26 protein-coding genes and 1 tRNA gene are annotated in these 24941 nt (G+C 63.5%); 11 read left to right on the plus strand and 16 right to left on the minus strand.

Annotation, left to right across the window (positions count from 1 at the left end; all coding sequences use genetic code 11):
- Positions 1–92 precede the first annotated feature (92 nt).
- A complete protein-coding gene (locus HY852_RS07410; protein WP_291603756.1) occupies positions 93–671 on the plus strand; it encodes a Smr/MutS family protein in 579 nt (192 codons plus the stop codon).
- 48 nt (positions 672–719) lie between these two features.
- Here HY852_RS07410 and HY852_RS07415 read toward each other — a convergent pair whose 3' ends face one another.
- The 4 genes from HY852_RS07415 to hslV all read right to left on the minus strand — a co-directional run bounded on the left by HY852_RS07415 (position 720) and on the right by hslV (position 4457).
- On the minus strand, positions 720–1856 hold the full coding sequence (locus HY852_RS07415; protein ID WP_291603757.1) for a hypothetical protein: 1137 nt from the start codon (positions 1854–1856) through the stop codon (positions 720–722).
- 81 nt (positions 1857–1937) lie between these two features.
- Positions 1938–3239, minus strand: coding sequence for an ATP-dependent protease ATPase subunit HslU (gene hslU, locus HY852_RS07420; protein WP_291603758.1), 1302 nt, complete (start codon positions 3237–3239; stop codon positions 1938–1940).
- Positions 3240–3290: 51 nt separating this feature from the next.
- On the minus strand, positions 3291–3893 hold the full coding sequence (locus HY852_RS07425) for a DUF2585 domain-containing protein (protein ID WP_291603759.1): 603 nt from the start codon (positions 3891–3893) through the stop codon (positions 3291–3293).
- Positions 3894–3896: 3 nt separating this feature from the next.
- Positions 3897–4457 (minus strand): ATP-dependent protease subunit HslV, encoded by a 561-nt coding sequence (gene hslV / locus HY852_RS07430; protein WP_291603761.1) that lies wholly within the window; start codon positions 4455–4457, stop codon positions 3897–3899.
- Between the two features lie 302 nt (positions 4458–4759).
- Between hslV and hisB the strand changes: the two genes are divergently transcribed.
- The 7 genes from hisB to coaA all read left to right on the plus strand — a co-directional run bounded on the left by hisB (position 4760) and on the right by coaA (position 9473).
- On the plus strand, positions 4760–5353 hold the full coding sequence (hisB, locus tag HY852_RS07435; RefSeq protein ID WP_291603762.1) for an imidazoleglycerol-phosphate dehydratase HisB: 594 nt from the start codon (positions 4760–4762) through the stop codon (positions 5351–5353).
- Between the two features lie 64 nt (positions 5354–5417).
- Positions 5418–5927 carry a DUF2628 domain-containing protein gene (locus HY852_RS07440; protein ID WP_291603763.1) on the plus strand — a complete coding sequence of 170 codons (510 nt, stop codon included), beginning with the start codon at positions 5418–5420 and terminating at the stop codon, positions 5925–5927.
- Positions 5924–6574: an imidazole glycerol phosphate synthase subunit HisH gene (hisH, locus tag HY852_RS07445; protein WP_291603764.1), complete on the plus strand. Its 651-nt coding sequence runs from the start codon at positions 5924–5926 to the stop codon at positions 6572–6574. The genes HY852_RS07440 and hisH overlap by 4 nt, the downstream gene beginning before the upstream one ends.
- The gene (gene hisA / locus HY852_RS07450) at positions 6571–7311 is read left to right on the plus strand and encodes a 1-(5-phosphoribosyl)-5-[(5-phosphoribosylamino)methylideneamino]imidazole-4-carboxamide isomerase (RefSeq protein WP_291603765.1); all 741 of its coding nucleotides are present in this window, start codon (positions 6571–6573) and stop codon (positions 7309–7311) included. Before hisH ends, hisA begins: the two co-directional genes overlap by 4 nt.
- A 10-nt stretch (positions 7312–7321) precedes the next feature.
- Entirely contained in the window at positions 7322–8098 is a 777-nt protein-coding gene (gene hisF / locus HY852_RS07455; protein ID WP_291603766.1) for an imidazole glycerol phosphate synthase subunit HisF, read from the plus strand.
- Between the two features lie 69 nt (positions 8099–8167).
- A complete protein-coding gene (locus tag HY852_RS07460) occupies positions 8168–8491 on the plus strand; it encodes a phosphoribosyl-ATP diphosphatase (RefSeq protein ID WP_291603768.1) in 324 nt (107 codons plus the stop codon).
- 25 nt (positions 8492–8516) lie between these two features.
- Positions 8517–9473: a type I pantothenate kinase gene (gene coaA / locus HY852_RS07465; RefSeq protein ID WP_291603769.1), complete on the plus strand. Its 957-nt coding sequence runs from the start codon at positions 8517–8519 to the stop codon at positions 9471–9473.
- Positions 9474–9631: 158 nt separating this feature from the next.
- Here coaA and HY852_RS07470 read toward each other — a convergent pair whose 3' ends face one another.
- The 3 genes from HY852_RS07470 to HY852_RS07480 form a co-directional block, all read right to left on the minus strand.
- On the minus strand, positions 9632–11893 hold the full coding sequence (locus HY852_RS07470; protein WP_291603770.1) for an ATP-binding protein: 2262 nt from the start codon (positions 11891–11893) through the stop codon (positions 9632–9634).
- A 305-nt stretch (positions 11894–12198) separates the two neighbouring features.
- Positions 12199–12555 (minus strand): hypothetical protein, encoded by a 357-nt coding sequence (locus HY852_RS07475; RefSeq protein WP_291603771.1) that lies wholly within the window; start codon positions 12553–12555, stop codon positions 12199–12201.
- 95 nt (positions 12556–12650) lie between these two features.
- Positions 12651–14192 carry a YifB family Mg chelatase-like AAA ATPase gene (locus tag HY852_RS07480; RefSeq protein WP_291603772.1) on the minus strand — a complete coding sequence of 514 codons (1542 nt, stop codon included), beginning with the start codon at positions 14190–14192 and terminating at the stop codon, positions 12651–12653.
- A 139-nt stretch (positions 14193–14331) separates the two neighbouring features.
- On the opposite strand from HY852_RS07480, the gene HY852_RS07485 reads away from it, so the two are divergent.
- A complete protein-coding gene (locus tag HY852_RS07485; protein ID WP_291603773.1) occupies positions 14332–15198 on the plus strand; it encodes a DUF3800 domain-containing protein in 867 nt (288 codons plus the stop codon).
- 121 nt (positions 15199–15319) lie between these two features.
- On the opposite strand, the gene HY852_RS07490 is transcribed toward HY852_RS07485, so the two are convergent.
- From HY852_RS07490 to HY852_RS07510, 5 genes are all read right to left on the minus strand, one after another.
- A complete protein-coding gene (locus tag HY852_RS07490; RefSeq protein WP_291603774.1) occupies positions 15320–16204 on the minus strand; it encodes a DDE-type integrase/transposase/recombinase in 885 nt (294 codons plus the stop codon).
- Between the two features lie 139 nt (positions 16205–16343).
- Positions 16344–16417: transfer RNA gene (locus HY852_RS07495), tRNA-Ser, on the minus strand.
- A 108-nt stretch (positions 16418–16525) separates the two neighbouring features.
- Entirely contained in the window at positions 16526–17122 is a 597-nt protein-coding gene (locus HY852_RS07500) for a hypothetical protein (RefSeq protein WP_291603775.1), read from the minus strand.
- Positions 17123–17181: 59 nt separating this feature from the next.
- Positions 17182–17406 (minus strand): RNA-binding protein, encoded by a 225-nt coding sequence (locus HY852_RS07505; protein ID WP_291603776.1) that lies wholly within the window; start codon positions 17404–17406, stop codon positions 17182–17184.
- Complete coding sequence (locus HY852_RS07510) at positions 17399–17959, minus strand: hypothetical protein (RefSeq protein ID WP_291603777.1); 561 nt, start codon at positions 17957–17959, stop codon at positions 17399–17401. The genes HY852_RS07505 and HY852_RS07510 overlap by 8 nt, the downstream gene beginning before the upstream one ends.
- Positions 17960–18261: 302 nt before the next feature.
- Between HY852_RS07510 and HY852_RS07515 the strand changes: the two genes are divergently transcribed.
- Positions 18262–18504, plus strand: coding sequence for a PilZ domain-containing protein (locus HY852_RS07515; RefSeq protein WP_367116328.1), 243 nt, complete (start codon positions 18262–18264; stop codon positions 18502–18504).
- 143 nt (positions 18505–18647) lie between these two features.
- Entirely contained in the window at positions 18648–19472 is an 825-nt protein-coding gene (locus HY852_RS07520) for a tetratricopeptide repeat protein (protein ID WP_291603779.1), read from the plus strand.
- Between the two features lie 34 nt (positions 19473–19506).
- Here the strand turns inward: HY852_RS07520 and HY852_RS07525 are convergent, their stop codons facing one another.
- The 4 genes from HY852_RS07525 to cpaB form a co-directional block, all read right to left on the minus strand.
- Positions 19507–20799, minus strand: a complete 1293-nt coding sequence (locus tag HY852_RS07525) for an AAA family ATPase (RefSeq protein WP_291603780.1) — start codon at positions 20797–20799, stop codon at positions 19507–19509.
- The gene (locus HY852_RS07530; protein WP_291603781.1) at positions 20796–21536 is read right to left on the minus strand and encodes a CpaD family pilus assembly protein; all 741 of its coding nucleotides are present in this window, start codon (positions 21534–21536) and stop codon (positions 20796–20798) included. The genes HY852_RS07525 and HY852_RS07530 overlap by 4 nt, the downstream gene beginning before the upstream one ends.
- A gap of 35 nt (positions 21537–21571) precedes the next feature.
- Positions 21572–23002 (minus strand): type II and III secretion system protein family protein, encoded by a 1431-nt coding sequence (locus HY852_RS07535; RefSeq protein WP_291603783.1) that lies wholly within the window; start codon positions 23000–23002, stop codon positions 21572–21574.
- A 92-nt stretch (positions 23003–23094) separates the two neighbouring features.
- The gene (cpaB, locus tag HY852_RS07540; protein WP_291603782.1) at positions 23095–23913 is read right to left on the minus strand and encodes a Flp pilus assembly protein CpaB; all 819 of its coding nucleotides are present in this window, start codon (positions 23911–23913) and stop codon (positions 23095–23097) included.
- Between the last annotated feature and the right edge of the window lie 1028 nt (positions 23914–24941).

Genomic DNA, 24941 nt, shown 5'->3' on the forward strand with positions numbered 1-24941 from the left:
CTGGCCAAGCCGGTGCCGCTGCCGGAACCGCGGCCGAACATCAAACCAGGCCGCGAGTTGCGGCGGCAGGTCCATCAGCGCCGCGACCGCCAATGAAGCGCTCATTCCACCCGGCCTTTCCGAACGGTGGCCCGTCGCGCCGTCGCCGCGCGCTCAGCGAGGAAGAGCGCGCGCTGTGGGACAGCGTGGCGCGGCAGGTCAAGCCGCTGAAGAAGCCTCGCTCGCCCAAAGCGCAGCCCGCGCTCGGTCCGGAGGCCGCGCCCGTCCGACACACCGTAGCGTCGAAACCCGCGCCGGCTGCGCCGGCTCCGCGCGCGGCGAAACCCGCAATACCACCCTTGGTGCCGCTCGGCCGCCGCGAACGGGCAAAACTCTCGCGCGGCCGCATGGAAATCCAGGCGCGGCTCGACCTGCATGGAATGACGCAGACGCGCGCCCATCGCGCATTGTCGGGTTTTCTGCAGCGCGCCCATCACGAAGGCCTTGGCTTCGTGCTCGTCATTACCGGCAAGGGCAGGACGGGCGCTGAAAGCGGCGTTCTGCGCCGCCAGGTGCCGCACTGGCTCAGCCTGCCCGAATTCCGCGCCTTGGTCGTCGGCTTCGAGGAGGCCCATATCGGTCACGGCGGCGAGGGCGCGCTTTACGTGCGGATCAGGCGCGCAAAAGCCTAGAGCATGATCCGAACGCCGCCGCGTCAGCGCGAAGCGGGTAGCGATTTCCTAGAACGGCCGAATGATTCCGACCCGCGGGATCAAGGTAAGGATCCAGCCGAAAACGTTTGTCTTGCGATCTTCCGCGGGAATGAGCGGCACGTCCTTCGTTGCCGGCACCGTCCTCACCGCCAACAGGATCAGGAACATGCACACCGCCCAGTTCGAGATCCACCGCGAATAGTCGAATACGATCGCGAACATCACGAGATAGGCCGCGCTGACGAGCATGATCGCGGCAACAATGATGCGTCGGTGCCAGTCGATGGCAACCGACCTGATCAGATCTCTGAAATATCTCCAGAGCGGAGTGTGCAGCCAGACCAGCAGGGCATAGACCGGTACACCCATCAGGTTATTCGGCATGCGCTCCCAGGTATCGTGGATCTCGGTCGAAAGCGGCTGATACCAGATGGACGCAAACGCGTGCGCGTACTCGAACAGATCCCGCTGCGAAGCATCGGCAATGCGATGCTGGATATGCTCGACGAACGCGGCTGACGGCACCTGCATCGTCCCGTAGAACTGCGCGCCAAGGAACAACAGCCCGAGCGCCGCCGCCGAAGCGAATCCGACAATGAGGTTGCCGCGGTTGACGCCGCCAGCGAGGTAGTGGCGCAGCAGCACGATGGTCACGATCGTCGGCACATACATCAGGAAGTGGATGTGGTGGATCAGGATCAGGACCATCGATGCGACGGCGGCCGCAATCACGAAAGCGATGGAGTGCGCCGGCACCAGCAGCAGGCCGAGCGCCACCGCGCAGCCGTAGATGTCGAAATGGCCCAGCGTGAACATGAAGTTCTTGAGAAAGAACGGCGAGCCCGCCATGAACACGAATAGCGGCTCACTCCCCGCCCCCACTCCAAAAGTCCGTCGGAACAGCCTTACGAACAGGGCGGCCGTGACCAGCCAGATGATGCCGCCCAGCGCGTACACCAGCCACAGCGGCACCTTGTCGACAAACGTTGAGACCAGCGCGCCGATCAGCGCGCGCTTGGTGAAGCCGAAATGGTAGTCGACCAACAGATGCAGGTAGGGAACGTAGGGCTTGAGCGTGACCTTGTAGAGGAAGTCGCCAAAAAGAACCGCGACATTGACGGCGAGCATCAACTGCCAGCGGTTCTCCAGGACGCGCAGCTTCACGCCTCACCTGATCGTGCGGGTCATTTCTCCGGTGCCGTCCCGGCCGGGACGGCATTGGATAGATAGCCGAGCCGCCGAGAATTACAAAATAAACCGGCTCAGGTCGGCGTCCTTGGCAAGGTCGCCGACATGCTTCTGGACGTAATCGGCATCGACCTGGACGGTTTCGCCGTTGCGGTCCGGCGCGGTGAAGGAGATCTCGTCCAGCACGCGCTCCATTACGGTCTGCAGGCGCCGCGCACCGATATTCTCCACGCTCGAATTGACCGCGACCGCGACATCGGCCAGCGCGTCGATCGCGGCATCGGTGATGTCCAGCGTCACCCCTTCCGTCTGCATCAATGCAACATATTGCTTGATCAGCGACGCCTCCGGCTCGGTGAGAATCCGCCTCAAGTCGTCGCGGGTCAGCGCCTGCAATTCGACCCGGATCGGAAGCCGGCCCTGCAATTCGGGCAGAAGGTCGGACGGCTTGGCGATATGGAACGCGCCGGAGGCGATGAACAGGATGTGGTCGGTCTTGACCGCGCCGTGCTTGGTGGAAACGGTGGTGCCCTCGATCAGCGGCAGCAGGTCGCGCTGCACGCCTTCGCGCGAGACGTCGCCGCCGACGCGGTTGTCGCGCACGCAGATCTTGTCGATCTCGTCCAGGAACACGATGCCGTTGTTCTCGACCGCGCTGATCGCTTCCAGCACCAGCTGCTCATCGTCGAGCAGCTTGTCGGATTCCTCGTTGATGAGGATTTCGTGCGAGCCGGCAACCGTGAGCCGGCGCGTCTTGGTGCGACCGCCGAGCTTGCCGAAGATGTCGCCGATGGAAATGGCGCCCATCTGCGCGCCCGGCATGCCCGGTATCTCGAACATGGGAAGACCGCCGGAAGCCTGCGTCTCGACCTCGATTTCCTTGTCGTTGAGCTCGCCGGCGCGCAGCTTGCGCCGGAACGATTCGCGGGTCCCGGCGCTGGCATTGGCGCCGACCAGCGCATCGAGCACGCGCTCTTCCGCGGAAAGCTGGGCGCGCGCGTGCACGTCCTTGCGCTTGCGCTCGCGCACCTGCGCAATTGCAACCTCGACGAGGTCGCGCACGATCTGCTCGACGTCGCGGCCGACGTAACCGACCTCGGTGAACTTGGTCGCCTCCACCTTGATGAACGGGGCGTTGGCGAGCTTGGCCAGCCGTCGCGCGATCTCGGTCTTGCCGACGCCGGTCGGGCCGATCATCAGTATGTTCTTCGGCAATACCTCCTCACGCAGGGAGCCGGTGAGCTGCTGCCGACGCCAGCGGTTGCGGAGCGCGATGGAAACGGCGCGCTTGGCGTCGGCCTGGCCGACGATGAATCGATCGAGTTCGGAGACGATCTCGCGGGGGGAAAAATCTGTCATGGGCCTTTAGCTAGGATCGAAACGCAGCCGGGGCAAGCGGAAGGGATGCGCCTAAATGAAGGGCGGTCCCGCCTGCCAGTCCCGGATGGCCTCCAACGGGTGGATCAGCATCAGGATATTGAGCGTCAGATTGTCACGAATGTGAAGCCCGACCAGGATCTCGAAAGCGAGCGCCAGTACAACGGTCGCCGTCACCGGCAGATTTCGCGCCAGGAGAAACCCCGCGACCATGAACGATGTGTCCGATACGGAATTCACGATCGAGTCGCCGAAATAATCCAGCGAGATCGTGCCCGCGCGATAGCGCTCGATGATCCAGGCCGAGTTCTCGACGATTTCCCAGCTCCCTTCGATCAGCATGGCAATGATCAGCCGCGCCTGCCAGGACCAGCGCGAAAGTAATGCCCAGGTCGCGGCATAGAACAGGAAGCCATGGATGACATGGGAAATACTGTACCAGTCGGCGATATGCTGCGAGTTCTCCGAGCTCTGCACTACGCCGTGCCACAGCTTTACCGTGCCGCAGGTGCAGATGGGGACCCGCCCCATCGCCAACAGGAGGGAAACCTGCAGCGCCAGCAGCGCAAGTGCGATCAATATCCAGTAGGCGGGTGAGAGGGCCGATCCCGCGGGACTGCTGCGTGCAATCGTCATCGATCAGCCGTTCGACAGGCTTTCGATGGTCACGCTGCGGTTGGTGAACACGCAGATGTCGGCGGCAATGTCGAGCGAGCGGCGCACGATCGCCTCCGCGTCCTTGTCGGAATCGATCAGGGCGCGGGCGGCGGCCAGCGCATAATTGCCGCCGGAGCCGATCGCCATCACGCCGGCCTCGGGTTCCAGCACGTCGCCAGTGCCGGTCAGGACAAGCGAGACATCCTTGTCGGCAACGATCATCATGGCTTCCAGCCGCCGGAGATAACGGTCGGTGCGCCAGTCCTTGGCGAGCTCGACCGCGGCCCTGGTCAATTGCCCCGGATACTGCTCGAGCTTGCTTTCCAGCCGCTCGAACAGGGTGAAGGCGTCGGCCGTCGCCCCGGCGAAGCCGCCGATCACGTCACCCTTGCCGAGCCTGCGGACCTTCTTGGCGTTGGATTTGATCACGGTCTGGCCGATGGAGACCTGGCCGTCGCCGCCGATCACCACCTTGCCGCCCTTGCGGACGGTTAGAATGGTCGTGCCGTGCCAGACCGGCTGCCCGTTTTGTGATGCCTGCATGAGCTACCTCTTGTCCGCCAGATTTAGGAGCTTCCGGGAAACCTTACAATCCGGTTTCCCCTGAGCACCGGATTCCGCTCACCATAGGCGGAAGTTCAGGCCCCCCAGACCATCACGCAGTAGCGAACGGGGCGGCAGACTGTTAAAAGACCCCCGTTTTCGGCTGGAGCATGATCCGGATCCGAAGGGCCGCGCTAGCGCCAGGTCGGCACCGGTATTCCGAAAAGATCATGCTCAAACAAAGAGATGAGAGCGTGATGCGATCCGATTGGTCGCGTCAGGCTCGATTGAAAGCAGTTTTCATGCGCACAGCGACCATCAAGCGCAAGACCAAGGAAACCGACATCGAGGTGACGGTAAACCTCGACGGATCGGGCGCCTCCAGCATTTCGACCGGCATTGGTTTCTTCGACCATATGCTCGATCTTCTGGGCCGGCATTCGCGGATCGACCTGTCGGTGAAGGCGGTTGGCGACCTTCACATCGACCATCACCACACGACCGAGGACGTCGGCATCGCCTTGGGCCAGGCCGTGAAGCAGGCGCTCGGCTCGATGGGCGGCATTACACGTTATGCCGACGTCCACATGCCCATGGACGAGACGCTGTCGCGCGTCGTGATCGACATTTCCGGGCGGCCGGTCCTGGTGTTCAGGGTCGAGTTTCCTCGCGACAAAGTCGGCGAGTTCGACACCGAGCTGGTGCGCGAATGGTTCAACGCCTTCGCCATGAATGCCGGGGTGACCTTGCACGTCGAAACCCTATATGGCGAGAACAGCCATCATATCGCCGAATCCTGTTTCAAGGGTCTGGCGCGGGCATTGCGGGCGGCGGTTGCCATCGATCCGCGCGCGGCGGGCGAAGTGCCTTCCACCAAGGGCAAGCTCGGCGGTTGAATGCAGGCACGCACCTGCCGGTCACGCCGACTTCGCTGACTATTCTCGAACACGGGGCATCCTTATGCCTGCCTATACAGTTCATGCTCCCACGGCCAATGGCGTCGATCTGCGCGCCGATCGCGTCAAGTTCGTGCGCGACGGCTTCCATTTCTGGGCTATGGTTTTCGGACCGGTGTGGCTGCTCTGGCATCGGCTGTGGCTCGCGCTGATCGGTTGGCTCATCTTTGCCGGCGCGCTGGAGGTTGCGCTCGTCCGGCTGGGTATTGGCGGGACCTCGATCCTCCTGATCGATGCCGTGGTGGCCTTGCTGACGGGATTCGAGGCGGCCAGCCTGCGTCGCTGGACGCTGTCGCGCGGCAACTGGCGCCAGCTCGACGTCGTGGTCGCCGACGACGAGGAGGCGGCGGAACGACGCTTCTTCGAACGCTGGAGCCGCCGCGGCGTGGTCAGCGAGCAGGCGGGTGTCGATCCCGGCGCTCCGCCCCCGGTCCGCGGCGCATCGCGCCAGCCTCCGCCGCTGCCGGCCGGCGGCATCATCGGACTGTTTCCCGAGGCGGGAGGTTCGCGATGACCGTCGCCATCATCGATTACGGCTCGGGCAATCTGCACTCCGCGGCGAAAGCCTTCGAGCGCGCCTCGCGCAATATCGAGAACCCGCAACGGATCGTGGTGACCAGCGATCCGGAGGTGGTCTACCGCGCCGACCGCATCGTGCTGCCTGGCGTCGGCGCCTTTGCCGATTGCCGGCGCGGGCTGGATGCGGTCGACGGCATGGTCGAGGCCATGACGGAGGCGGTGCGCAACAAGGCGCATCCCTTTTTCGGCATCTGTGTCGGCATGCAGCTTATGGCGAGCCGGGGCAAGGAGCACGTCGTCACCTACGGGTTGAACTGGATCGCGGGCGATGTCGAGAAGATCTCGCCGCGCGATGAGAACCTGAAGATTCCCCACATGGGCTGGAACACACTGGACCTCCTGCGCGAGCATCCGGTGCTGGAAGGACTGCCGCTCGGTCCAAAAGGACGTCACGCCTATTTCGTGCACTCCTATCACCTCAACGCGGTGAAGGAGGAGGACGTGCTGGCGCGCGCCGATTACGGCGGACCGGTGACGGCCTTCGTCGCCAAGGAAACCGCCATCGGAACCCAGTTCCATCCCGAAAAGAGCCAGCGCTTCGGCCTTGCCTTGATCTCGAACTTCTTGAAGTGGAAACCGTGATCCTCTTTCCCGCCATCGATCTGAAGAACGGCCAGTGCGTGCGCCTTGAGCAGGGCGACATGGCGCGCGCGACCGTGTTCAACCTCGATCCCGCCGCGCAGGCGAAAACCTTCGTATCGCAGGGTTTTGAATATCTGCATGTCGTCGACCTCGACGGCGCCTTCGCGGGCAAGCCGGTCAACGCGCTCGCCGTCGAGGCGATGCTGAAGACGATCACGATTCCCGTGCAGCTTGGCGGCGGCATCCGCGACCTTGCCACTGTTGAAGCCTGGCTTGCCAAGGGCATCACGCGCGTCATCATCGGCACCGCCGCGGTGCGCGATCCGGAGCTGGTGAAGAGCGCCGCCAGGAACTTTCCCGGCCGCGTCGCGGTGGGACTGGATGCGCGCGATGGCAAAGTTGCGGTCGAAGGCTGGGCCGAGACCTCGCAGGTGACGGCGCTGGAGATCGCACAGCGTTTCGAGGACGCCGGCGTTGCGGCCATCATCTTCACTGATATCGCGCGCGACGGGCTGCTCAAGGGCCTTAACCTCGACGCGACCACTGCCCTGGCCGAGCGTATCTCGATCCCGGTCATTGCCTCGGGCGGGCTCGCCTCGATCGAAGACGTCAAAGCCTTGCTGGCGCCGCGCGCCAAAAAGCTCGCTGGCGCCATCGCCGGCCGCGCCCTCTATGACGGCCGGCTCGATCCTGCGGCCGCGCTGGAATTGATTCGCAACGCCCGCGCAGCCGCCTAGGAGAGTTACGATGTTCAAGGTGCGCGTGATCCCCTGCCTGGACGTCAAGGACGGCCGCGTTGTGAAGGGGGTCAATTTCGTCGACTTGCGCGATGCCGGCGATCCCGTCGAAGCGGCAATCGCCTATGACTCTGCCGGTGCCGACGAGCTTTGCTTTCTCGACATCACCGCGACCCATGAAAACCGCGGCATCATGCTCGACGTGGTCCGACGCACCGCGGAGGCCTGCTTCATGCCGGTGACAGTCGGCGGCGGCGTGCGCACCATCGACGATATCCGTACCCTGTTGCGCTCGGGCGCGGACAAGGTCTCGATCAACAGCGCTGCGGTCGCCCGGCGCGAATTCGTCAAGGAAGCAGCGGAGAAGTTCGGCGAGCAATGCGTGGTCGTCGCGATCGACGCCAAGCGGGTCAAGCGCGGCGGCGGATCCGACCGCTGGGAGATCTTCACCCATGGCGGGCGCAACCCGACCGGCCTGGATGCCATCGAATACGCCCAGGAAGTTGTGTCGCTGGGAGCCGGCGAAATCCTCCTGACCTCGATGGACCGCGACGGCACCAGGCAGGGATTTGACATCCCGCTGACCCGCGCGATCGCGGACGGCGTTCCGGTACCCGTGATCGCCTCCGGCGGCGTCGGCAACCTGGATCATCTGGTGGACGGCATCCGGGACGGGCATGCGACGGCGGTGCTCGCCGCCTCGATCTTCCATTTCGGGGAATTTACCATCCGCGAAGCCAAGGAGCACATGGCCCGCGCCGGCCTGCCAATGCGGCTCGACCCCTGAGACTCGCCGTCACAAAAGTGCTACATGGCACCCGTAACCGCCCGGGTGGCCGGGCGCTGAGTATGTTGCATGTCGCGTTTCACCATTCACGACCTGGCCGGGACCATTGATGCCCGCGCGGCTTCTAGCAGCGAGGCGTCCTATACCCGCAAGCTGCTCGACAAGGGCGCCGAGCAGTGCGCCAAGAAGTTCGGCGAGGAAGCGGTCGAGACCGTGATCGCGGCCGTCGAGAACAACCGCGAGCACCTGATCGCTGAAACCGCGGATCTTCTCTATCATCTGCTGGTGCTGTTGAAATCGCGCGGGGTGAAACTTGAGGATGTCGAGGAGGCGCTGGCGAAGCGGACCTCGATGTCGGGAGTGGAAGAGAAGGCGTCGCGCAAGCGCGACTAGCCGAACGTGAAGTAAAGGCGCCGTTATGGACATTCGCGCACCCGACCAGACATATAATCCCTACCGCACCTTCACCCGCGAGCAGTGGGCGCGGTTGCGCGACGACACGCCAATGACGCTGGAGCCGGGCGAGTTTTCGCAATTGCGCTCGATGCATGACCGGCTGGACCTCAAGGAGGTCGAGCAAATCTATCTGCCTCTGTCGCGGCTGCTGTCGATCTATGTCGACGCCACCCAGCGGCTCTATTACGCGCAGCGCCAGTTCCTCGGCATCAAGGACCGCAAGATGCCGTACATCATCGGCGTGGCGGGATCGGTCGCCGTGGGCAAGTCGACCACCGCGCGCGTGCTTCAGGCGCTGCTGGCGCGCTGGTCGCCGCGGCCGAAGGTCGACCTCGTCACGACCGACGGATTCCTGTTTCCCAATGCCGTGCTCGAGCGGCAGGGGCTGATGCAGAAGAAGGGCTTTCCGGAGAGCTACGACCTGCCGTTGCTGCTGTCCTTTCTCAGCGACATCAAGGCGGGACGGCACGCGGTGCGCGCGCCGGTCTATTCGCACCTGACTTACGACATCGTCCCCAACCAGTGGGTCGAGATCGACCAGCCCGATATCCTGATCGTGGAAGGCGTCAACGTGCTGCAGACCGGCAAGCTGCCGCGCGACGGCAAGGCCGTGCCCGTGGTCTCCGACTTTTTCGATTTCTCCGTCTACATCGACGCCGAGGAACAGGTCTTGCGCGACTGGTACGTCAGGCGCTTCCTGGCGCTGCGCGACACCGCGTTCCACGATCCCAGGTCCTACTTCCATCGCTATGCACCGCTGTCGGACGAAGAGGCCACCGCAACCGCGCTCGCGATCTGGGAACGCACCAACCTCGCCAACCTCGAGGACAACATCCTGCCGACGCGGCCACGCGCGACGCTGATCCTGAAAAAGGGCGCCGATCACGTCGTCGAAGCGGTCTCGCTGCGGCGGTTGTAGTTCTCTTCTCCGCGTCAGAGCGAGCCAACGGGTCGGCGCGCAGCGCCGCCCGATGACAGGCTCCGCGAAGCAATCCAGAATCTTGCTGCGGCAATAGTCTGGATTTGCTCCGTCGCTCGCTCCTTGCAATGAACGAGGTTCGAAGTTCGAGGATTGAATCACACCGCCAGTTGCCGTGACGCTGCCAGCTGCGCTAGCGCCTCGGTGAGCTTTTCGCGGTCGAGCGGCTTGATCAGGAAGCCGTCCATGCCCGCCTCGAAGCAGGCGTAGCGGTCTTCCACCAGCGTATTGGCGGTGAGCGCCAGGATCGGGGTGTGCCGGCCGGGCTCGGCCGCTTCCAGCACGCGGATGCGCTTGGTGGTTTCGATGCCGTCGAGCTGCGGCATCTGCACGTCCATCAGCACAAGGTCGTAAGGCGTGCCGGCCGATTTGGCGGCAAGCCAGGATTCCAGCGCCGCTTCGCCATTGATCGCGATGACGACGCGATGGCCGAGCCTTGTCAGAAGCGAACGCATCAGAAGCGCGTTGATCTCGTTGTCTTCGGCGACCAGCACCGACAGGCCGTGGGCGATGGGTGTGGCGGGAGCGGACTCGACGTCGGACTTGGTATCGGCTGGCTCGATCATGGGATCGCCGGCGAGATCGGGAGAGGCGACTTCCGGCGCCCGCGCCAGGCGAGCGGCCAGCGAGGCGACGCGCAGCGGCTTCACCAGATAGCCGGTGAAGGCGTCGCGTGGCATTTGCTCGTGCCGAGTGGCCGGCGTCAGCAGGATCAGGCGCCTGGCGGCATAGTCGCGCGCCGCTTCGCCGAGCCGTTCGGCCATGTCGGCGCCGAGGGCGCGATCGATCAGCACGGCATGCCAGGAGCGCTCCGGCAGGAGCACCAGCGCCACCTCGATATCCGAAACCACGCAGGTCTGGCCGCCCCAACGCTCCAGCCGCCGGGCAATCAGCGAGGCCTCGATGCTCGTCGGCGCGGCCAGCAGCACGGATTTGCCGGCAAGGTCGGGAGATTCGAATGTATTTTGTCCGGCGCTGCTTTCGGCGGCACCGAGCGGCAAGGAGACCTCGAAGGTCGAGCCCTTGCCCGGCTCGCTCACCAGGGTGATACGGCCGCCCATGCGCCTGACGATGCGCTCGCTGATCGAAAGCCCGAGGCCGGTTCCGCCATAGCTGCGCGCGATGCGCTCGTCCGCCTGCTCGAATTCGCGGAAGATGCGTGCCTGCGCCTCCGGCGCAATCCCGATCCCGGTGTCTCGCACCAGGAAGCTGATGTGGCCGGGCCAGATCCCCGGTTCGACGATCAGCGCAACGCCGCCGGTCGAGGTGAACTTGATGGCATTGCCGGCGAGGTTGAGCAGCACCTGGCGCAGGCGCGCGGCATCGCCGACGACTTCGTGCGGCAGGTTCTCGTCGACATAGGCCGCGATCTCCAGGTGCTTTGCCTGCGCGCGCGGTGCCAGCAATTCGGTGACTTCCTCGATGAGCGTGGTGAGCGCAAAGGGGCGCTGCTCGAGATCGAGCTTGCCGGCTTCGATCTTCGAGTAATCGAGCAACTCCTCGATCAGCGCCATTAGCGCCTCGCCCGAGGTCTTCACCGCCTTGGCATAGGTCGTCTGTTCCTGAGTCAGCGAGGTCTCGAGAAGCAGCCCGCTCATGCCGATGATGCCGTTGAGCGGCGTACGAATCTCGTGGGAAGCCATGGCCAAAAAGCGCGACTTGGCGCGGTTGGCGGCATCGGCCTGGTCGCGTGCCTCGGCAAGCGCGCGCTCGGTCTCGGTGCGGTCGGTGACGTCGCGGCCGACGCAGCGCAGCTCGGCCGGCTGTCCGGCGTCCGATCGCACCCATCCTTCGCGCCAGGCGATCCAGCGCGGTCCCACTTGGGTTGCGATCTTCTGGTCGTGAACGCGCGTGCCATTGGCCTCGAGGGCCGTTTCGCCCTGCTCGACGACCTCGAAATTGAAGCGACTGCCGATCAGTGCGCCCGCCGGCTGTCCGGCGAGTTCGCAATAGGCGTCGTTGACGAAAGTGATACGGCCGTCGTGATCGCGCAGCACGATCAGATCGCCCTGGGACTCGAACAGGCTGCGCGCGCGCTCCTCCGCCTCCTTCAGTTCCCAGTTGCGGTCGATCAGCGCCTCGTTGTGGAGGGCCAGAGTGCGCAGGCGCTTGTTGACCCAGCGCAGCCGGATGCTCAGGGTGGCCAGGGCGACGCAGGCGAGCGCGAACAGGAAGCTCGCGCCGATCGCGAAGGCATTGGGGTCATAGCCGGAATTCTCGGTCCGGCTGCCGGCGATGAAGCCGTAGGCGGCGCCGAACGCCGCGGTGAAAATCAGTAGCGAGCGGATTGCGAAGCTGAGCCGGGGATGGCGCCGCCGGAAGCGGCGCATACGCAATTTGATCCGGAACGCCCGACCCATCGCCGATGACCCCAACGAAACCCTGAACCCGTGATCACCAGGTGTGATCATCAGGTGCGACCATGGCGCTGGCGACCTTGCAAAGAGCTTGCGCGCGGGGCGAACACTGCCAACAGGGTTGAGGACAGGTTAACGCCCCTTGAGAGGGTTCGCGGGCCGTGGATGATCGGCGGCCGTGGGTGAAGGCGACGTAAAGCCGGTCAGCCAATGGAGCTGAGGTGAACTCAACGGCGACTCACCTACCCTGACGCGGGGCGACGTCAAACGGTGAGCTCCGCGCGCCAGCACTGCGGGCGGTAGCGGCCTCAGCCGCATTCGTCGGCGAGCTGCGAGCCCATCACCCAGCCCTCGCCATTCGAAGGGTCGTAGCCGGCGGATTGCTTCACCTTGAAACGGCCGCCCTTCCACCAGGTGACGAAAATCCAGCCGTGCTTCGCCTCGACATCGTCGCGCAGCAGCACCTCGTCGCCGGCATGCATGCGCGCAATGAGGCGCGCAGTGGCCGCCGGCGCCGCCCGCAGGGGCGCTACGCCGGCGTGGGTGGGGACGACATCGCAGAAGATCGTTGCGTTCGCCTGGTCCGGTTGCGCCCACAGCGCACAGCCAAGAAGTGCGGCCGCACCGATCTGCAAGGCTCTGTCGCGTATGATGGATCTGCTCATCGGGCTCTTCCGTCGTTCTATGTCCCCTGTCGCGGGTCAAGTTGAAGTCGCCCGAGCGCCGCCGAAGGTTCAAGGTGCGGCCGTATCGATAACGCTCATGCCGCGACGTGGCGGACGTCTTCGGCGAGCGCGCGATACGACAGGGCTTCAGCAAGGTGCAGCCGGCCGATCTTGTCGGTGCCGTCCAGATCGGCCAGCGTGCGCGCCACCCGCAGCACGCGATGATAGCCGCGCGCCGACAGGCGCATGCTTTCCGCGGCATCGCGCAGCAGTTTCTGTCCTTGCGCATCGGGCCTCGCGATCTCTTCCAGCACCGAAGCCGGCGCTTCGGCATTGGTGCGGGTATTCGGCAGGCCCGCGGCCGCATAGCGGGCAAGCTGGATGTTCCGCGCCGCCGCGACGCGCGCGGCGACTTCCGCCGATCCTTCGGTGGGCGGCGGCAGGATCAGGTCGGCGGCAGTCACCGCCGGCACCTCGATGCGCAGGTCGATGCGGTCGAGCAACGGACCCGAGATCCGTGCCTGATAGTCGGAGGTGCAGCGGTCGATGCGGCCGCGCTTGCACGAATAGCCGGGCTCGAAGGCATTGCCGCAGCGGCAGGGATTCATCGCCGCGATCAGCATGAAGCGCGCCGGATAGGTGACGCGATGATTGGCGCGCGAAACGGCGACCTCGCCGTTCTCCAGCGGCTGGCGCAGCGAGTCGAGGACGCGCGGATCGAATTCCGGCAGTTCGTCGAGAAACAATACGCCCTGATGCGCGAGCGAGACCTCGCCGGGCCTGGCGCGCACGCCGCCGCCGGTCAGCGCCGCCATGCTGGCGGAATGATGGGGGCTGCGGAACGGCCGCCGCGACGTCAGCGCGCCGCCTTCGATCTCGCCGGCGACGGAGGCAATCATGGAGACTTCGAGCAATTCGGAGGGCGACAGCGGCGGCAGGATCGAGGGCAGTCGCGCGGCGAGCATCGACTTGCCGGCGCCGGGCGAGCCGATCATCAAAAGGTGATGCCCGCCGGCGGCGGCGATCTCCAGCGCCCGCTTGGCGCTCTCCTGGCCTTTGATGTCGCGAAGGTCGAGCGTAGAGCCGGCGGACTCGTGTACCTTCGGCGCGGGACGCGACAGCACCTGGGTGCCCTTGAAATGGTTGGCGATCTGGATCAGCGAGCTTGCGGCGATGATCTGGATATCCGGGCTCGCCCAGGCGGCTTCCGAGCCGCAGGCCGCCGGGCAGATCAGGCCTTCCTCGCGCGCATTCGCGCCGATCGCGGCCGGCAGGACGCCGGCAACCGGGGCGATCGAGCCGTCGAGGCCGAGCTCGCCGAGCACAGTGAAGCCAAAGAGAGCATCGGGCGGGATGGCGCCGATCGCCGCCATCAGCCCGAGCGCGATCGGCAGGTCGTAATGGCTGCCTTCCTTGGGAAGATCGGCGGGGGCGAGGTTGACGGTGATTCGCCGCGCCGGCAGGGCCAGCCCGGAGGCGATCAGCGCCGAGCGCACCCGCTCGCGCGCCTCGGAAACCGCCTTGTCCGGCAGGCCGACAATGGCAAAGGCGGGCAGTCCCGGCGCGACCTGTACCTGCACGTCGACGGCACGGGCCTCGATCCCCTCAAAGGCTACGGTAGAAACGCGCTGGACCATCCCGCCCCTCTTGCACAATCAAAGGTAGCGGAAAACACGTTGCCTGGGTCGTGCCTCAGTTTGAAATTTGAGCGGCAAGGATTGGGGAGGACATGCTTTGCGAGGTTGCTCGCAGGGCGCGGGGCGCTAAAGTTGTGGGATGTCGGACACCACAACTCCCAAAGCGCTAGCACCACTTCTTCATCTCTATTTGGACGAAACCGGTCCTCGCCATCCGGATAAACAATCAACCGCCGCAAAGCACGGACTGGACTGGTTTGCTTTAGGCGGATTTCTAATCCGGAAAGAGGATGAGGAGGCCGCGAAATCGAGCCTCGATCAGTTTAAAAGCAAATGGCCCCAAATCCAGGCTCCTCTGCATCTCACGGATATGCGCGCAGAAACGAAGAGATTTGCGTGGATTGGCAGGCTCAAGGGCGAAGACCGCGACCGATTTTGGTCTTCATACAGGACTTTTCTTTCCACTCTGCCGGTCGCTGGCACCGCGTGTGTCATAGATCGACCAGGCTACCTAGCGCGCGGATACGGGAGCCGGGTTGGAGATGAGAAATGGATGTTGTGTCGCAGCGCCTTCGACATCGTCGTTGAACGCGCAGCAAAGTTCGCAAAACACCAAGGGCGGCGGCTGAAAGTCTTTTATGAAATGGCAGACCCCGACACTAACGATATGGTCGAGGGGTATTTCTACAATATCCAAGAAAATGGCATGGGCTTCGACGCCAGTACTTCGGCGAAGTACCTTCCCTTGTCGGCGGAAGATTTCAGCTACCTACTACTCGACATAGAGGGGAAGGATAAATCCAACAGACTGATGCAGATAGCGGACTCCTATGTCTACGCCATCGCCCGAGGGAGCTATGAGAGAAAGTTCTCCATTTATCGGAGGATTTCCGAAAGCGGTAAGCTGGTAACGTCTCAAGCCCCGCCCGAGTTGGCGCCGCTTGTCGGGGTAAAAACCTATTGTTTTGAGTTATTTAAGGCCCAGAAACAGCAAAGGCCGGGATGAACCCGACCTTTGAAGCGGCCCCCATACGGGTGGACCTGCAGGCATAGCCTGATTCTTGAATACACGAAGGATGTAAAAGTTCAACTAATATTTTGGATTCATTCCTTGGCGCCTTAGCCAGTCAGGCTGCGATTACCCTCTTCTTATAAGGGCCGCGCTTCTTGGCCGGTCCTTCGCGCTGGTCGATCAGCGTAACGATGTCACTCATTTCCATCGGCGACGACACAAGGCCGGCCGCCATGGCTGGTGTCATACGAAGCGTCTTGTGCTGCTTGATGAAGTTGTACCAGACGAAATAGAGCGAGAGAGCGTGATAGTGGTTCTCCAGCTTCTTGGAGAACGCATTGGTGAGCCGGGTAAAGCGTCGCATGGACATGCGCATGGTGAGGTTCTGGCGCTCCACAAACGACGTAGAGACGTGGGCCAGGTCAGGCGAACCAAGGATCAAGTCCTTGTCGATACCGATCAGCTTGGCAGGGCTGTAGCGCTTCTGGGCTTGGGGATCGCTGCCGTAAATCTTCACCAGCATGCCGTAGTCAATGCCATCGGCGCCAAACGCCTCACTCACAGCATTCAGGTAGGCTTTGTGGCCGTCCGTGGTGAGTTGGACCCGGTTGGCGAGGCGGGGCTTAAGATCGGCAATGAAGTCGCTGGCAGCGCTCGCGTCGCGGTCGCCAATCAGCCAAGAGATAATCAACTTGGTATCGGCGTCGATAGCGGTCCAAGTCCAGACGTCGCCAGAGCCAATCGGAGCGGCCTTCGCACTTGGGACGTTCTTGGCCTTGGCGTAAGCAAAACTCCAGATTTCGTCGCACTGTACGCGCTTGGATTGCACGTTGCGGACGGTCGCATTGTGGAAGGCGGCGCAAGCGCTGCCGGCATCGACCAAGAGCTTGGTAACCGTGTTCAGGGAAACGTCTGCCACCCGCGAGATGGAGCGCATGGATGAGCCCTCGCAGAGCATCTGGAGGATTTGGGCGCGTTTCTCGGTGGGGAGCTTGTTCATGACTGCTAGAATGCAATCATGATTTCCTTTTGTCAAGTATTTCGTTCAGTTTGAATCGTTTAGACATAAGTTATTGATTCACTTTGAGAAACACTCAAAATGATGTTGCAGGTACCTGCAATTTGTGCTTAAAAGAACGTGGCCCCGCCGGGACTAGAACCCGGAACCTACCGATTAGCAATCGGTCGCTCTGTCCAGTTGAGCTACGGGGCCTACGTACCGGTCGAGCCGGACCGGGTGAGGGGTAGCGCCCTCAACCAGCCCGACCCGGCATCACGGTATTTCACGGACGATGAGCCACATCGCGCTTGTCTCCTTTCGTCATTCGAAGATGTCGATCTGCCCCGGCGTGTCACCGCCGGGGTTCTTCGTTTCCGCCGGGGGCGGAACGAAGAACCAGGTATGACCTTCACGGCGCACCAAACCCTTGGTGAGCATCCGGTACAGCGTCATGCCGACCGTCTTGTCATGGATTTTGATGCGGTATTTGTCTTCGATGAATTGCCGCATTGGCGAGGCCTTGGAGCCCTTCTCACCAGCCTCTTGAAGGCGATCTAGAAGAATGCCCTGAATTTTTGGCATCTTCGGTGTAGACGGTGAAGGACTCTCCTGCGGTTGGTGTTCAATGACAACGTAGGATGATGCGCTCGCTGGCTGCGGTCCCGCAACGACGCGCTGCTTAATATCCTCCCTCACTTCATCGAGCAGGGCTTTCCACACAGCATTGTCGGATACATCGTAGCCCATGCCGCGTAGACCGCTCTCGATGTCGCTGATCTTGTCTGCCTGTACTTTAGCCGCAGCGGTCGCATCCTCAGCAATCTTCAGCTGGTGCCTGCGCTCGTGCCATGCGCGATAGTGGCGGGTCATAAGGCCCACCAAAGCAGCTCTATCGTCTGGGTCGATCTTAAAGGTCATTGTTCCATCGTATCGCACAATACGACGGATTTGGCAATCAGCTAAACGAAGCTGATGTCCTAACTCTGATTCCGCCTTGCTTTCAGGGCTTTAACTGAAATTTCCTTGCGCTGCTCGGGCGTGAGCTTGGCCGCGCGGGAGGCCCCGCCGATCTTGCCACCCTTGGCCCGATTCGGTGCCTTGCTGGGCGTATCCTCGACCTCGCCAGTCGCGATCCTGCCGATCAGCATGGCGTTCTGTACGGTGTCGGCGTGGCGCTTCTCGCCTTTGGGGCCTTTAGGCATCTTTGACGGTCCACGGTTTCTGCAATCGAATCTTACGCCGTTTGCGCGGCCACACAGCCTCGATTTGGGATTTGCTCACCATAAGATCAACGTATTCTGATCCGCGCTTTACACCAACAACGGCGGGCTCTGTGATGGTTTGTCCTCGCAAAAGGCTAAACCATTCAATCTGGTAGGAGCGCCAATAGTCGGCGTCGATTGGTTCGTAAACGTCACCGTGAACGACCTTGCCCCATATCTGCACATGTCCATCAGCTGCCGCCTGTCGAAAGGACTTCAATGCCTCTACCGCTTCGGTCGGAGGATTATCCCCGGCTGCCATGAGGAATGATTTTCCCCAATCTAAATAGCAAATGTATGCGATGGCTTCGCTGATCTTGGTGTCTCGGGTTGGGGCTGGGGCGTGGCCTGAAAATCTTGCCATGAAGGGAAGGCGGTCGAACGCCCCCAGATGCGCGAGCAACCAAAGCACCAAGCCAAAAATACCAAGCCAAAACATCACTTGCCCCACGTGATGGGGCAAGTCTGGATAGGCGAAATGCCCCCCGATCAACGTTGCCTCCAAGAGCCAGAACAGGACGTGTGAGCTAGGGCGAAAGCGCATTCAGGCAACATAACACGCCTCAATTGTCCATCAGCCCAAATTTCAAACTGAGGCACGACCGTTGCCTGGCAAGAACATTACGGGAACGCCGGTGAACCAGGGCCAGACGCCCATTTTCGGCGGCCGGTAAACAGATCCCAAACGGCAACCGTCGATTTTCGCGGATTGCGCTAGGCACATTCCAACGAATTGCCTGTATCTAATCTGAATGCGGGATGGGCCGCGCTCAGCAGCAGCGAACAATCAACATGATGGTGAATCGACGTAAGTACGAACGTCGCCTGTGCAGGAGGATCGCAAAGATCCAGTGCGGTGCGGGCACGTTGCCGCGTGACTGTACCGTCACGGACATCTCGGAGGGCGGCGTGAAGGTGGTTGCCGAGCAACTGGAAATTCCGCCTGAATTCATCATCATCTTCGCGCCCGACCATGCACGCCACTGCCGCCTGCGCTGGCGGATCGGCTGCGAGTTCGGCGCCGAGTTCGTCGACTAACCGGCCTGTCGGCTTGGCGCTGGCCGGGGTACCGCTCGCCAGACCGCCAGGCGCGATTAAGTCCCCCGCGCGACAACCGCTTAACGGGAATTTAGCGTTAATAGGTAAGCATCTCTGATCAGTCGCCGAGGTGATCAGAGTACATGTACCAGCGTTCATCCCATCAAGCCCCCTCGGCGAGAGTCCTCCTGTCCGCAGCCTGTTGCGCCCTGGTGCTCGGTCTGTGCGGCTGCCAGACGACTGCAACCGACGACATCACCGGCGCGCTCGGCACGACTTCCGAGGCATCGCGCGCTGCGGACGCCCGGCGCGATCTGGAGGGCCTGCGCGAGCGCTTCCGCGCCAATCAGAGCAACCCGGAGATCGCGCTCCAATCCGGCAAGGCGCTGCGCGAGTCCGGCCAGCGTTCGCAGTCGGTCGCGGTGCTCGAACAGGCGACGATCGCCAATCCCAGCAACAAGGGGCTGCTGGCCGGCTACGGGCGCGCGCTGGCGGACAACGGCAACTTCCAGCAGGCATTTGACGTCCTGACCCGCGCCCACACCCCGGAAGATCCGGACCCGCACATCCTCTCCGCGCAGGGTGCGGTGCTGGACCAGCTCGGCCGGCACGAGGAGGCGCAGCAATATTATGCCAGCGCGCTGAAGATCGTGCCCGACGAGCCTTCGGTCTTGTCGAATCTCGGCCTGTCCTATCTGCTGGTGAACAATCTGCTCAAGGCGGAGGAGACCCTGCGACGCGCCCATGAGCGCGACAATCGAAACTCGCGCGTGCGGGCCAATCTCGCGCTGGTGGTCGGACTGCAGGGACGGCTGTCCGAAGCCGAGAACATCTTGAAGGCGGACCTTCCGCCGCAGGAAGGTGCGGCCAAGGTCGCCGCGCTGCGCCAGCTCCTGGCGAAGAAGCAGCAGCGCGCGGACACCGACAAGCCATCCAGGGCACCCGGCCGGCCCCAACGATCCAACTGATCGCTCGCGCTTTTGCGGCTGCGCGAGCGCCGGATCAGGACGCCTTGCGGTGCGGCGCAGACGGGCGCCGCTGGGTCCTGGCACGCAGCTTCCTGAGGAGCGGCGCAAGCAGGGAGCGCTTCGGCCTGCTGAAGTCGGCGTGCCCCGTCAGGTGATGGGCGATGTCCACGAACAGCCCCGTGGTGCGGTGATTCTTGGACACTTCCGCGATCATCTGGCCGTTGTTCGCCGCCGTGCCGAACAGCCGCGAATCGAACGGAATGACCGCGATCGGCTGGCTCTCGACCGTCTTGGCGAAGGCTTTCACCTCGATTTCCGGACGCTTGGGCAGGCCGAGCTGGTTGATGCAGTACAGCGGGGGGCGATCGTTCGGCCGCGCCGTCTTCAGCACGCCGAGCAGGTTCTTGGTATTGCGCAGATTGGCAAGGTCGGGCTCGGCCACGATCAGGATTTCGTCCGCGCTGATCAGCGCCCGCCGGGTCCAGCCCGACCACTGGTGGGGAACGTCGAGCACGATGCACGGCGTCGTCATGCGCAGCGTGTCGAAGATCGCGTCGAACGCCTCCGCGCCGAAATCGTAGACCCGGTCGAGCGCCGCGGGCGCCGCGAGCAGGCTGAGACGTTCGTTGCATTTGGCGAGCAGTCGCTCCATCAGCGCCGTGTCGGGCCGTTCCGGCTGGAACACGGCGTTGGCGATGCCCTGCAGCGGATCCTGGTTGTAGTCGAGGCTGGCGGTGCCGAACGCAAGGTCGAGATCGATGACGACCGAATCGAGCGCGAGGTCGCGCGCGATCGTCCAGGCCACGTTGTGTGCCACGGTGGACGCGCCGACGCCGCCCTTGGCGCCGACCACCGCGATGATGCGGCCGGTGACCACGGCTTCGGAAGCCGAGAACAGGCTGCAGATCGAGCGCACCACGTCGATGGTTTCGACCGGCCCCACCACGTAGTCGTTGACGCCGCGACGCACCAGCTCGCGATAGGGCGCCGCGTCGCGCTCATTGCCGATCACGACCACGCGCGTTCCGGGGTCGCAAACGGAGGCGAGCTGGTCGAGGCTGTCGAGGATGTCGTTGCTGCCGTCGGATTCCAGGATGATTACGTTCGGCGTGGGCGCGGAGCTGTAGGTTTCGATGGCGGCCGCGATGCCGCCCGTCTTGACCGTGAGATGGACCTTGGCGAAACGGCGGTCCTCTCCTGCCGAAGTCACCGCGTTGACGGTGTCCGCGGTTTCGCAGAACGCCTGTACCGAAACGCGTGGTGCGGGCGCGATGTAATCGTCGGCGCCCCGCGGGTTCTCCGCTTGTTCTTCGTAGACGCTGGTCATTTGCCTGTGTCGCTGAGTTTGGCCTTATCCGCCTCCGGATAGGCAGTCGTGGTCGTCGTGCCCTTGCGATAGCGATCGAACGCGATCGATCGCCGCTCGGTATAGGCGGGGGTTTCGGCGCGCGGCTGCTCGAGATCGGCCGGGTTGTCGATCATCGCCGCGAGATTACGCTGGGTCGCGCAACCGAGATTGTAGTACGGCTTGTTCTCGTTGTAGGCCGGATCCGCGATCGACGGGCCGAGATCGTCCGGCCACAGCCCGCATGGACCCGCCACCGCGGCGATCCTGGAATAGCTCAGCCGGATGGTCGGCAACAGGCCGGGATCCGCGGGGTGGTAGCGGTGCTGGACGATCGCGCGCGAAGGCACGCCGCCTGCCGCAAGAAGCGAGCGAATTTCGCGGAAGGCCGAGGCCGCCGCTTGCGCGTTCGGCGTATCGACCGGCACATCGGCCACCACGGCGCCGGTGCCTTCGTGAACCCATGTGCGCGCCAGGCCCATGACGTCGGCGCGCTGCTCGCCGGTCAGACCGCCGCGGGCGTGACCGACAAAGATGACGATCGAACGGTTGGCTTCCTGGACCGCGATGGGATGCCGCGCGCGGTAGTCGGTCGGAACGCTCGCGGTCACGACCGGGGCGTCGGTATAGGTGCATGCACCCAGCGCGACGGAAAGGCCCATCAGCGCGCCGATGAGGCGCAGCCTGCGATGATAGTCGACGGCTGGAAGATCAGTCATAGCTTCATTCCCCCTGCGCTGAAGCCGGTATCGTCTCAATCGATGATGAAACCGAAGTCGCCCTGGTAGCCGGTGACGGGATCGACACGACGGGCAAGGCCGTAGATGCGGTTGATGCGTCCCAGCAGCGCCGACTGGGAATCCGAGGCCGGCGCAAAGCCGTCATCGGGCCGCGACAATTCCTTCTGCGCCACCGCGCGGACGACATAGGGTGTCACCAGCACCATCAGCTCGGTTTCGTTGTTGACGTAGTCCTGGCTCCGGAACAGAGCGCCCAGGACCGGCAGCTGGTCGAGCCCCGGCAGACCGTTGACCGCCTGCTTGGTCTGTTGCTGGATCAGGCCCGCCATCGCCATCGAGCCGCCCGAAGGAATTTCCAGCGTGGTCTCCGCGCGGCGGGTTCGGACCGAGGGGATGGTGATGGAATTGGTCGAGGTCGAAGACAGCGCCTGCGTGACCGTGATTGAATTCTGGTTCGACAGCTCCGACACCTCGGTCATCACGCGCAGGCTGATTCGTCCTTCGCTCAGCACGACCGGCGTGAAGTTGAGCGAGATGCCGAATTTCTTGTAGCTGATCTGGGTGGTGCAGACGTGGGTGGTCGGGTCGCACGAGTAGCCGGCCGGGATCGGGAATTCGCCGCCGGCGATGAATGTGGCCGATTCGCCGGAGATGGCGGTCAGGTTGGGCTCGGCGAGCGTGTGCACCACGCCGGCAGATTCCATGGCGCGCAGGGTCGCGGTGACGGTGGGCAGGCCCTTGGCGATGGCGGAAGCCGCGAGCAGGTTGCTGCCGACCAGCGGCTGGCCGTTGGCCGTGAACGGATTGCTGTTGTTGAAGTTGACGACCGCGGTGCCGGCATTGATGCTCGCGCTGAGATCGATGCCCATCTGCTTGACGATGTCGCGCCGCACCTCGGCGACGACGACTTTCAGCATCACCTGGTCGCGGCCGCGCACGATGATGTTGTTGACGACCTTGTCGGGACTTCCGACCAGCCTCGACGCAACCTCGCCCGCCTGCTGCGCCTCGACCGGACTCGACACCGAGCCGGTCAGGATCACGCTGTCGCCGACGCCCTCGATCTGGATTCCCGGCGACGACTGCCGGAAGGCTGCGCGCACGCCGTTGAGGTCGCGCTTGATCGCGATGTCGTAGGCGGCGACCTGCGAGCCGTCGGCTGCGAAGAACACCACGTTGGTCTGCCCGACCGCCCCGCCGATGATATAGGCGCGCTGCGCCGAGCGGATGACGGCGTTGGCAACCTTGGGATCCGCGACCAGCACATCCTTGACCTCGCGCGGCAGGTCGATCACGACCGACTTGCCGACGCCAAGCGCCAGGAAGCGCGTCTTCGCCGGCGGAATGCTGGCAGTGGTAGTAACGGGTGCGACACCCAGATCGGGAGTCTGGGCGGGGGTCTGATCGCCGCTCGCCTGCGCCATTGCGGCGTTGCAGTTGAACATCAGCGCGACGGCTGCCGACAGGAGGGCGCAGACCTTCAAGGTCCGCACTGTCTCCTGGTTGTCCCTGTTCTTCATGTCGGGATTCCTCTTGGTCACTTCTGTGACGTCGTTTGGCTGGGTACGCCGAAGCGGACGATGTTGATGCTTCCGCCGCGCCGGATCGGCTGATCCTCCGACGCGCTCTCGGTCGCGCTTGCGTCAGCAAGGCTGCGGAGCGCCAGCGACAGCACGCCGCTCTGGCGGGCGCGCGCCAGCGTCTCGGCCTGTTCGGGCTTGAGCTCGAGGGTCACGGTCTTGCCGATGACGGTGTTCTGTCCCTCTTTTTCCTTGGGCGCCTGGTCGATCGCGAGCACGCGGATGTTGGACAGGATGATCTCGGCGCCGACCGCGTCGGCTCCGCCACTGCGGTTGCCGTCGCCGTTATCCGAATTCTTTTCGCGCCGGGACAGAATGACGTCGACGCGGTCATTGGGCAGGATGAAGCCGCCCGCCCCGGTCTCGGGTGAAATCTCGGTCGATACCGCGCGCGTGCCGGCCGGCAGGATCGCGGCCATGAAGCCGGAGCCTTCCGCCCTCACCAGCTTCTGCTCGCGCACCGGCTCGCCCTGCATCAGCGGCGATCGCGCGATCGAGCCCGCGAGCTGCTTCGCTGCGTCGGGCCGCTGGTTGCGGCGAATGAAGGTGCTGCTGGCGTGGTCGGCCGGCCAGGTCTGCCATTGCAGGTCCTCAGGCTTCACCAGCTGCCCCAGCCCGATGTCCGACCTTGCAACCAGGACGTCGACCGTCGGCAATTGCGCGACCGGTGCGACCGGCGACGGCTTGTTACCGTCGTCCGACCCGCTCGCCAGATAGGCGGCGACGCCGCCGGCACCCATGGCGATGACAAGGACGACAATACGCGCGGTGTTCATACGCTTACTCTCACACAGGCTTTGCTGACGATGACCGCCAGCTGCCCCCTCTGCAGGAGTAGGCAGTAAAGGTGTAAGGGAACTTGAGGTCCGACGGAGATTGCAGGAAGCGTTGCTGGTTTTGTCGCCATGGTGAACGGGGCGTTATTTAATTCGCAGGCAATCCGTAGAATCCCGTGCCGCCCAGCCACCTCCGTTTGCGATGCGAGCCCGTCCGCGCGTTCATGGTGAACGCGCCGTTACGATGATGAAGGCGAAAACGCTGCGCGGAGTCTGTTGCGGGACGGACCGCCGCTCTATCGTTCGCTTGGGGCAGGTCCTGCAGCAATACTCTCTGCCGTCGTCCCCGCGCAGGCGGGGTGTTGCACTAAATTTGCGAACTCAGGGGACCCATAACCCCAGGGCGCAGTTGTGGCGCTCGATGTCGACCCCGATCTCGCAGAACCGACCCAAGCCTGTGGTTATGGATTCTCTGATGTGCAATTGCACATCACAGCTCGCGCGGAGCCTGTCATCGGGCCGCGCTTTGCGCGGACCCGTTGGCGCGCCCCGGAATGACGAGTTTGTGGCGCACGTCTTTTCAACGCCGTCATTGCGAGCGGAGCGAAGCAATCCAGAATGCACCCGTGGAGGCATTGTGGATTGCTTCGTCGCTCACGCTCCTCGCAATCATGCTGCCAACCTCATCCTGAGGAGCGGCGCTTGCGCCGCGTCTCGAAGGATGAGGCCGATCTACAGCAGCAGGGCCTCATGGTTCGAGACGGCGCTGCGCGCCTCCTCATCATGAGGATAACAGCAGACGCGATTGCACCTTCTCGCGGCGCGATGCGCCCGAGGTTTGCTGTCCTCTTTCGCCCTCTCGAGAAACAGAGGGCGCAGGGAAGACCGGGTGCCCGCTGCACCCGCGGTCTCGTGTGCGCACACGCTAAGGAAATCGCACACGAGCATACAGGTACAGCCGACGACACCCGGCCTTCCCTGCGCAGTGGCTTTACGGCTTATGCCGTGCTCTCCCCGGCGACGAATTC

The sequence above is a fragment of the Bradyrhizobium sp. genome (assembly GCF_016213215.1).
Classification (GTDB): Bacteria; Pseudomonadota; Alphaproteobacteria; order Rhizobiales; family Xanthobacteraceae; genus Bradyrhizobium.

Excerpts from the sequence above, each read along its gene's own strand:
- HY852_RS07410 (WP_291603756.1), top strand. The coding sequence starts at position 93 with ATGAAGCGCTCATTCCACCCGGCCTTTCCGAACGGTGGCCCGTCGCGC.
- hslU (WP_291603758.1), bottom strand. The coding sequence starts at position 3,239 with ATGACAGATTTTTCCCCCCGCGAGATCGTCTCCGAACTCGATCGATTC.
- HY852_RS07425 (WP_291603759.1), bottom strand. The coding sequence starts at position 3,893 with ATGACGATTGCACGCAGCAGTCCCGCGGGATCGGCCCTCTCACCCGCC.
- hslV (WP_291603761.1), bottom strand. The coding sequence starts at position 4,457 with ATGCAGGCATCACAAAACGGGCAGCCGGTCTGGCACGGCACGACCATT.
- hisB (WP_291603762.1), top strand. The coding sequence starts at position 4,760 with ATGCGCACAGCGACCATCAAGCGCAAGACCAAGGAAACCGACATCGAG.
- HY852_RS07440 (WP_291603763.1), top strand. The coding sequence starts at position 5,418 with ATGCCTGCCTATACAGTTCATGCTCCCACGGCCAATGGCGTCGATCTG.
- hisH (WP_291603764.1), top strand. The coding sequence starts at position 5,924 with ATGACCGTCGCCATCATCGATTACGGCTCGGGCAATCTGCACTCCGCG.
- hisF (WP_291603766.1), top strand. The coding sequence starts at position 7,322 with ATGTTCAAGGTGCGCGTGATCCCCTGCCTGGACGTCAAGGACGGCCGC.
- HY852_RS07460 (WP_291603768.1), top strand. The coding sequence starts at position 8,168 with ATGTCGCGTTTCACCATTCACGACCTGGCCGGGACCATTGATGCCCGC.
- coaA (WP_291603769.1), top strand. The coding sequence starts at position 8,517 with ATGGACATTCGCGCACCCGACCAGACATATAATCCCTACCGCACCTTC.
- HY852_RS07470 (WP_291603770.1), bottom strand. The coding sequence starts at position 11,893 with ATGGGTCGGGCGTTCCGGATCAAATTGCGTATGCGCCGCTTCCGGCGG.
- HY852_RS07475 (WP_291603771.1), bottom strand. The coding sequence starts at position 12,555 with ATGAGCAGATCCATCATACGCGACAGAGCCTTGCAGATCGGTGCGGCC.
- HY852_RS07480 (WP_291603772.1), bottom strand. The coding sequence starts at position 14,192 with ATGGTCCAGCGCGTTTCTACCGTAGCCTTTGAGGGGATCGAGGCCCGT.
- HY852_RS07485 (WP_291603773.1), top strand. The coding sequence starts at position 14,332 with ATGTCGGACACCACAACTCCCAAAGCGCTAGCACCACTTCTTCATCTC.
- HY852_RS07490 (WP_291603774.1), bottom strand. The coding sequence starts at position 16,204 with ATGAACAAGCTCCCCACCGAGAAACGCGCCCAAATCCTCCAGATGCTC.
- HY852_RS07500 (WP_291603775.1), bottom strand. The coding sequence starts at position 17,122 with ATGACCTTTAAGATCGACCCAGACGATAGAGCTGCTTTGGTGGGCCTT.
- HY852_RS07505 (WP_291603776.1), bottom strand. The coding sequence starts at position 17,406 with ATGCCTAAAGGCCCCAAAGGCGAGAAGCGCCACGCCGACACCGTACAG.
- HY852_RS07515 (WP_367116328.1), top strand. The coding sequence starts at position 18,262 with ATGGTGAATCGACGTAAGTACGAACGTCGCCTGTGCAGGAGGATCGCA.
- HY852_RS07520 (WP_291603779.1), top strand. The coding sequence starts at position 18,648 with ATGTACCAGCGTTCATCCCATCAAGCCCCCTCGGCGAGAGTCCTCCTG.
- HY852_RS07525 (WP_291603780.1), bottom strand. The coding sequence starts at position 20,799 with ATGACCAGCGTCTACGAAGAACAAGCGGAGAACCCGCGGGGCGCCGAC.
- HY852_RS07530 (WP_291603781.1), bottom strand. The coding sequence starts at position 21,536 with ATGACTGATCTTCCAGCCGTCGACTATCATCGCAGGCTGCGCCTCATC.
- HY852_RS07535 (WP_291603783.1), bottom strand. The coding sequence starts at position 23,002 with ATGTTCAACTGCAACGCCGCAATGGCGCAGGCGAGCGGCGATCAGACC.
- cpaB (WP_291603782.1), bottom strand. The coding sequence starts at position 23,913 with ATGAACACCGCGCGTATTGTCGTCCTTGTCATCGCCATGGGTGCCGGC.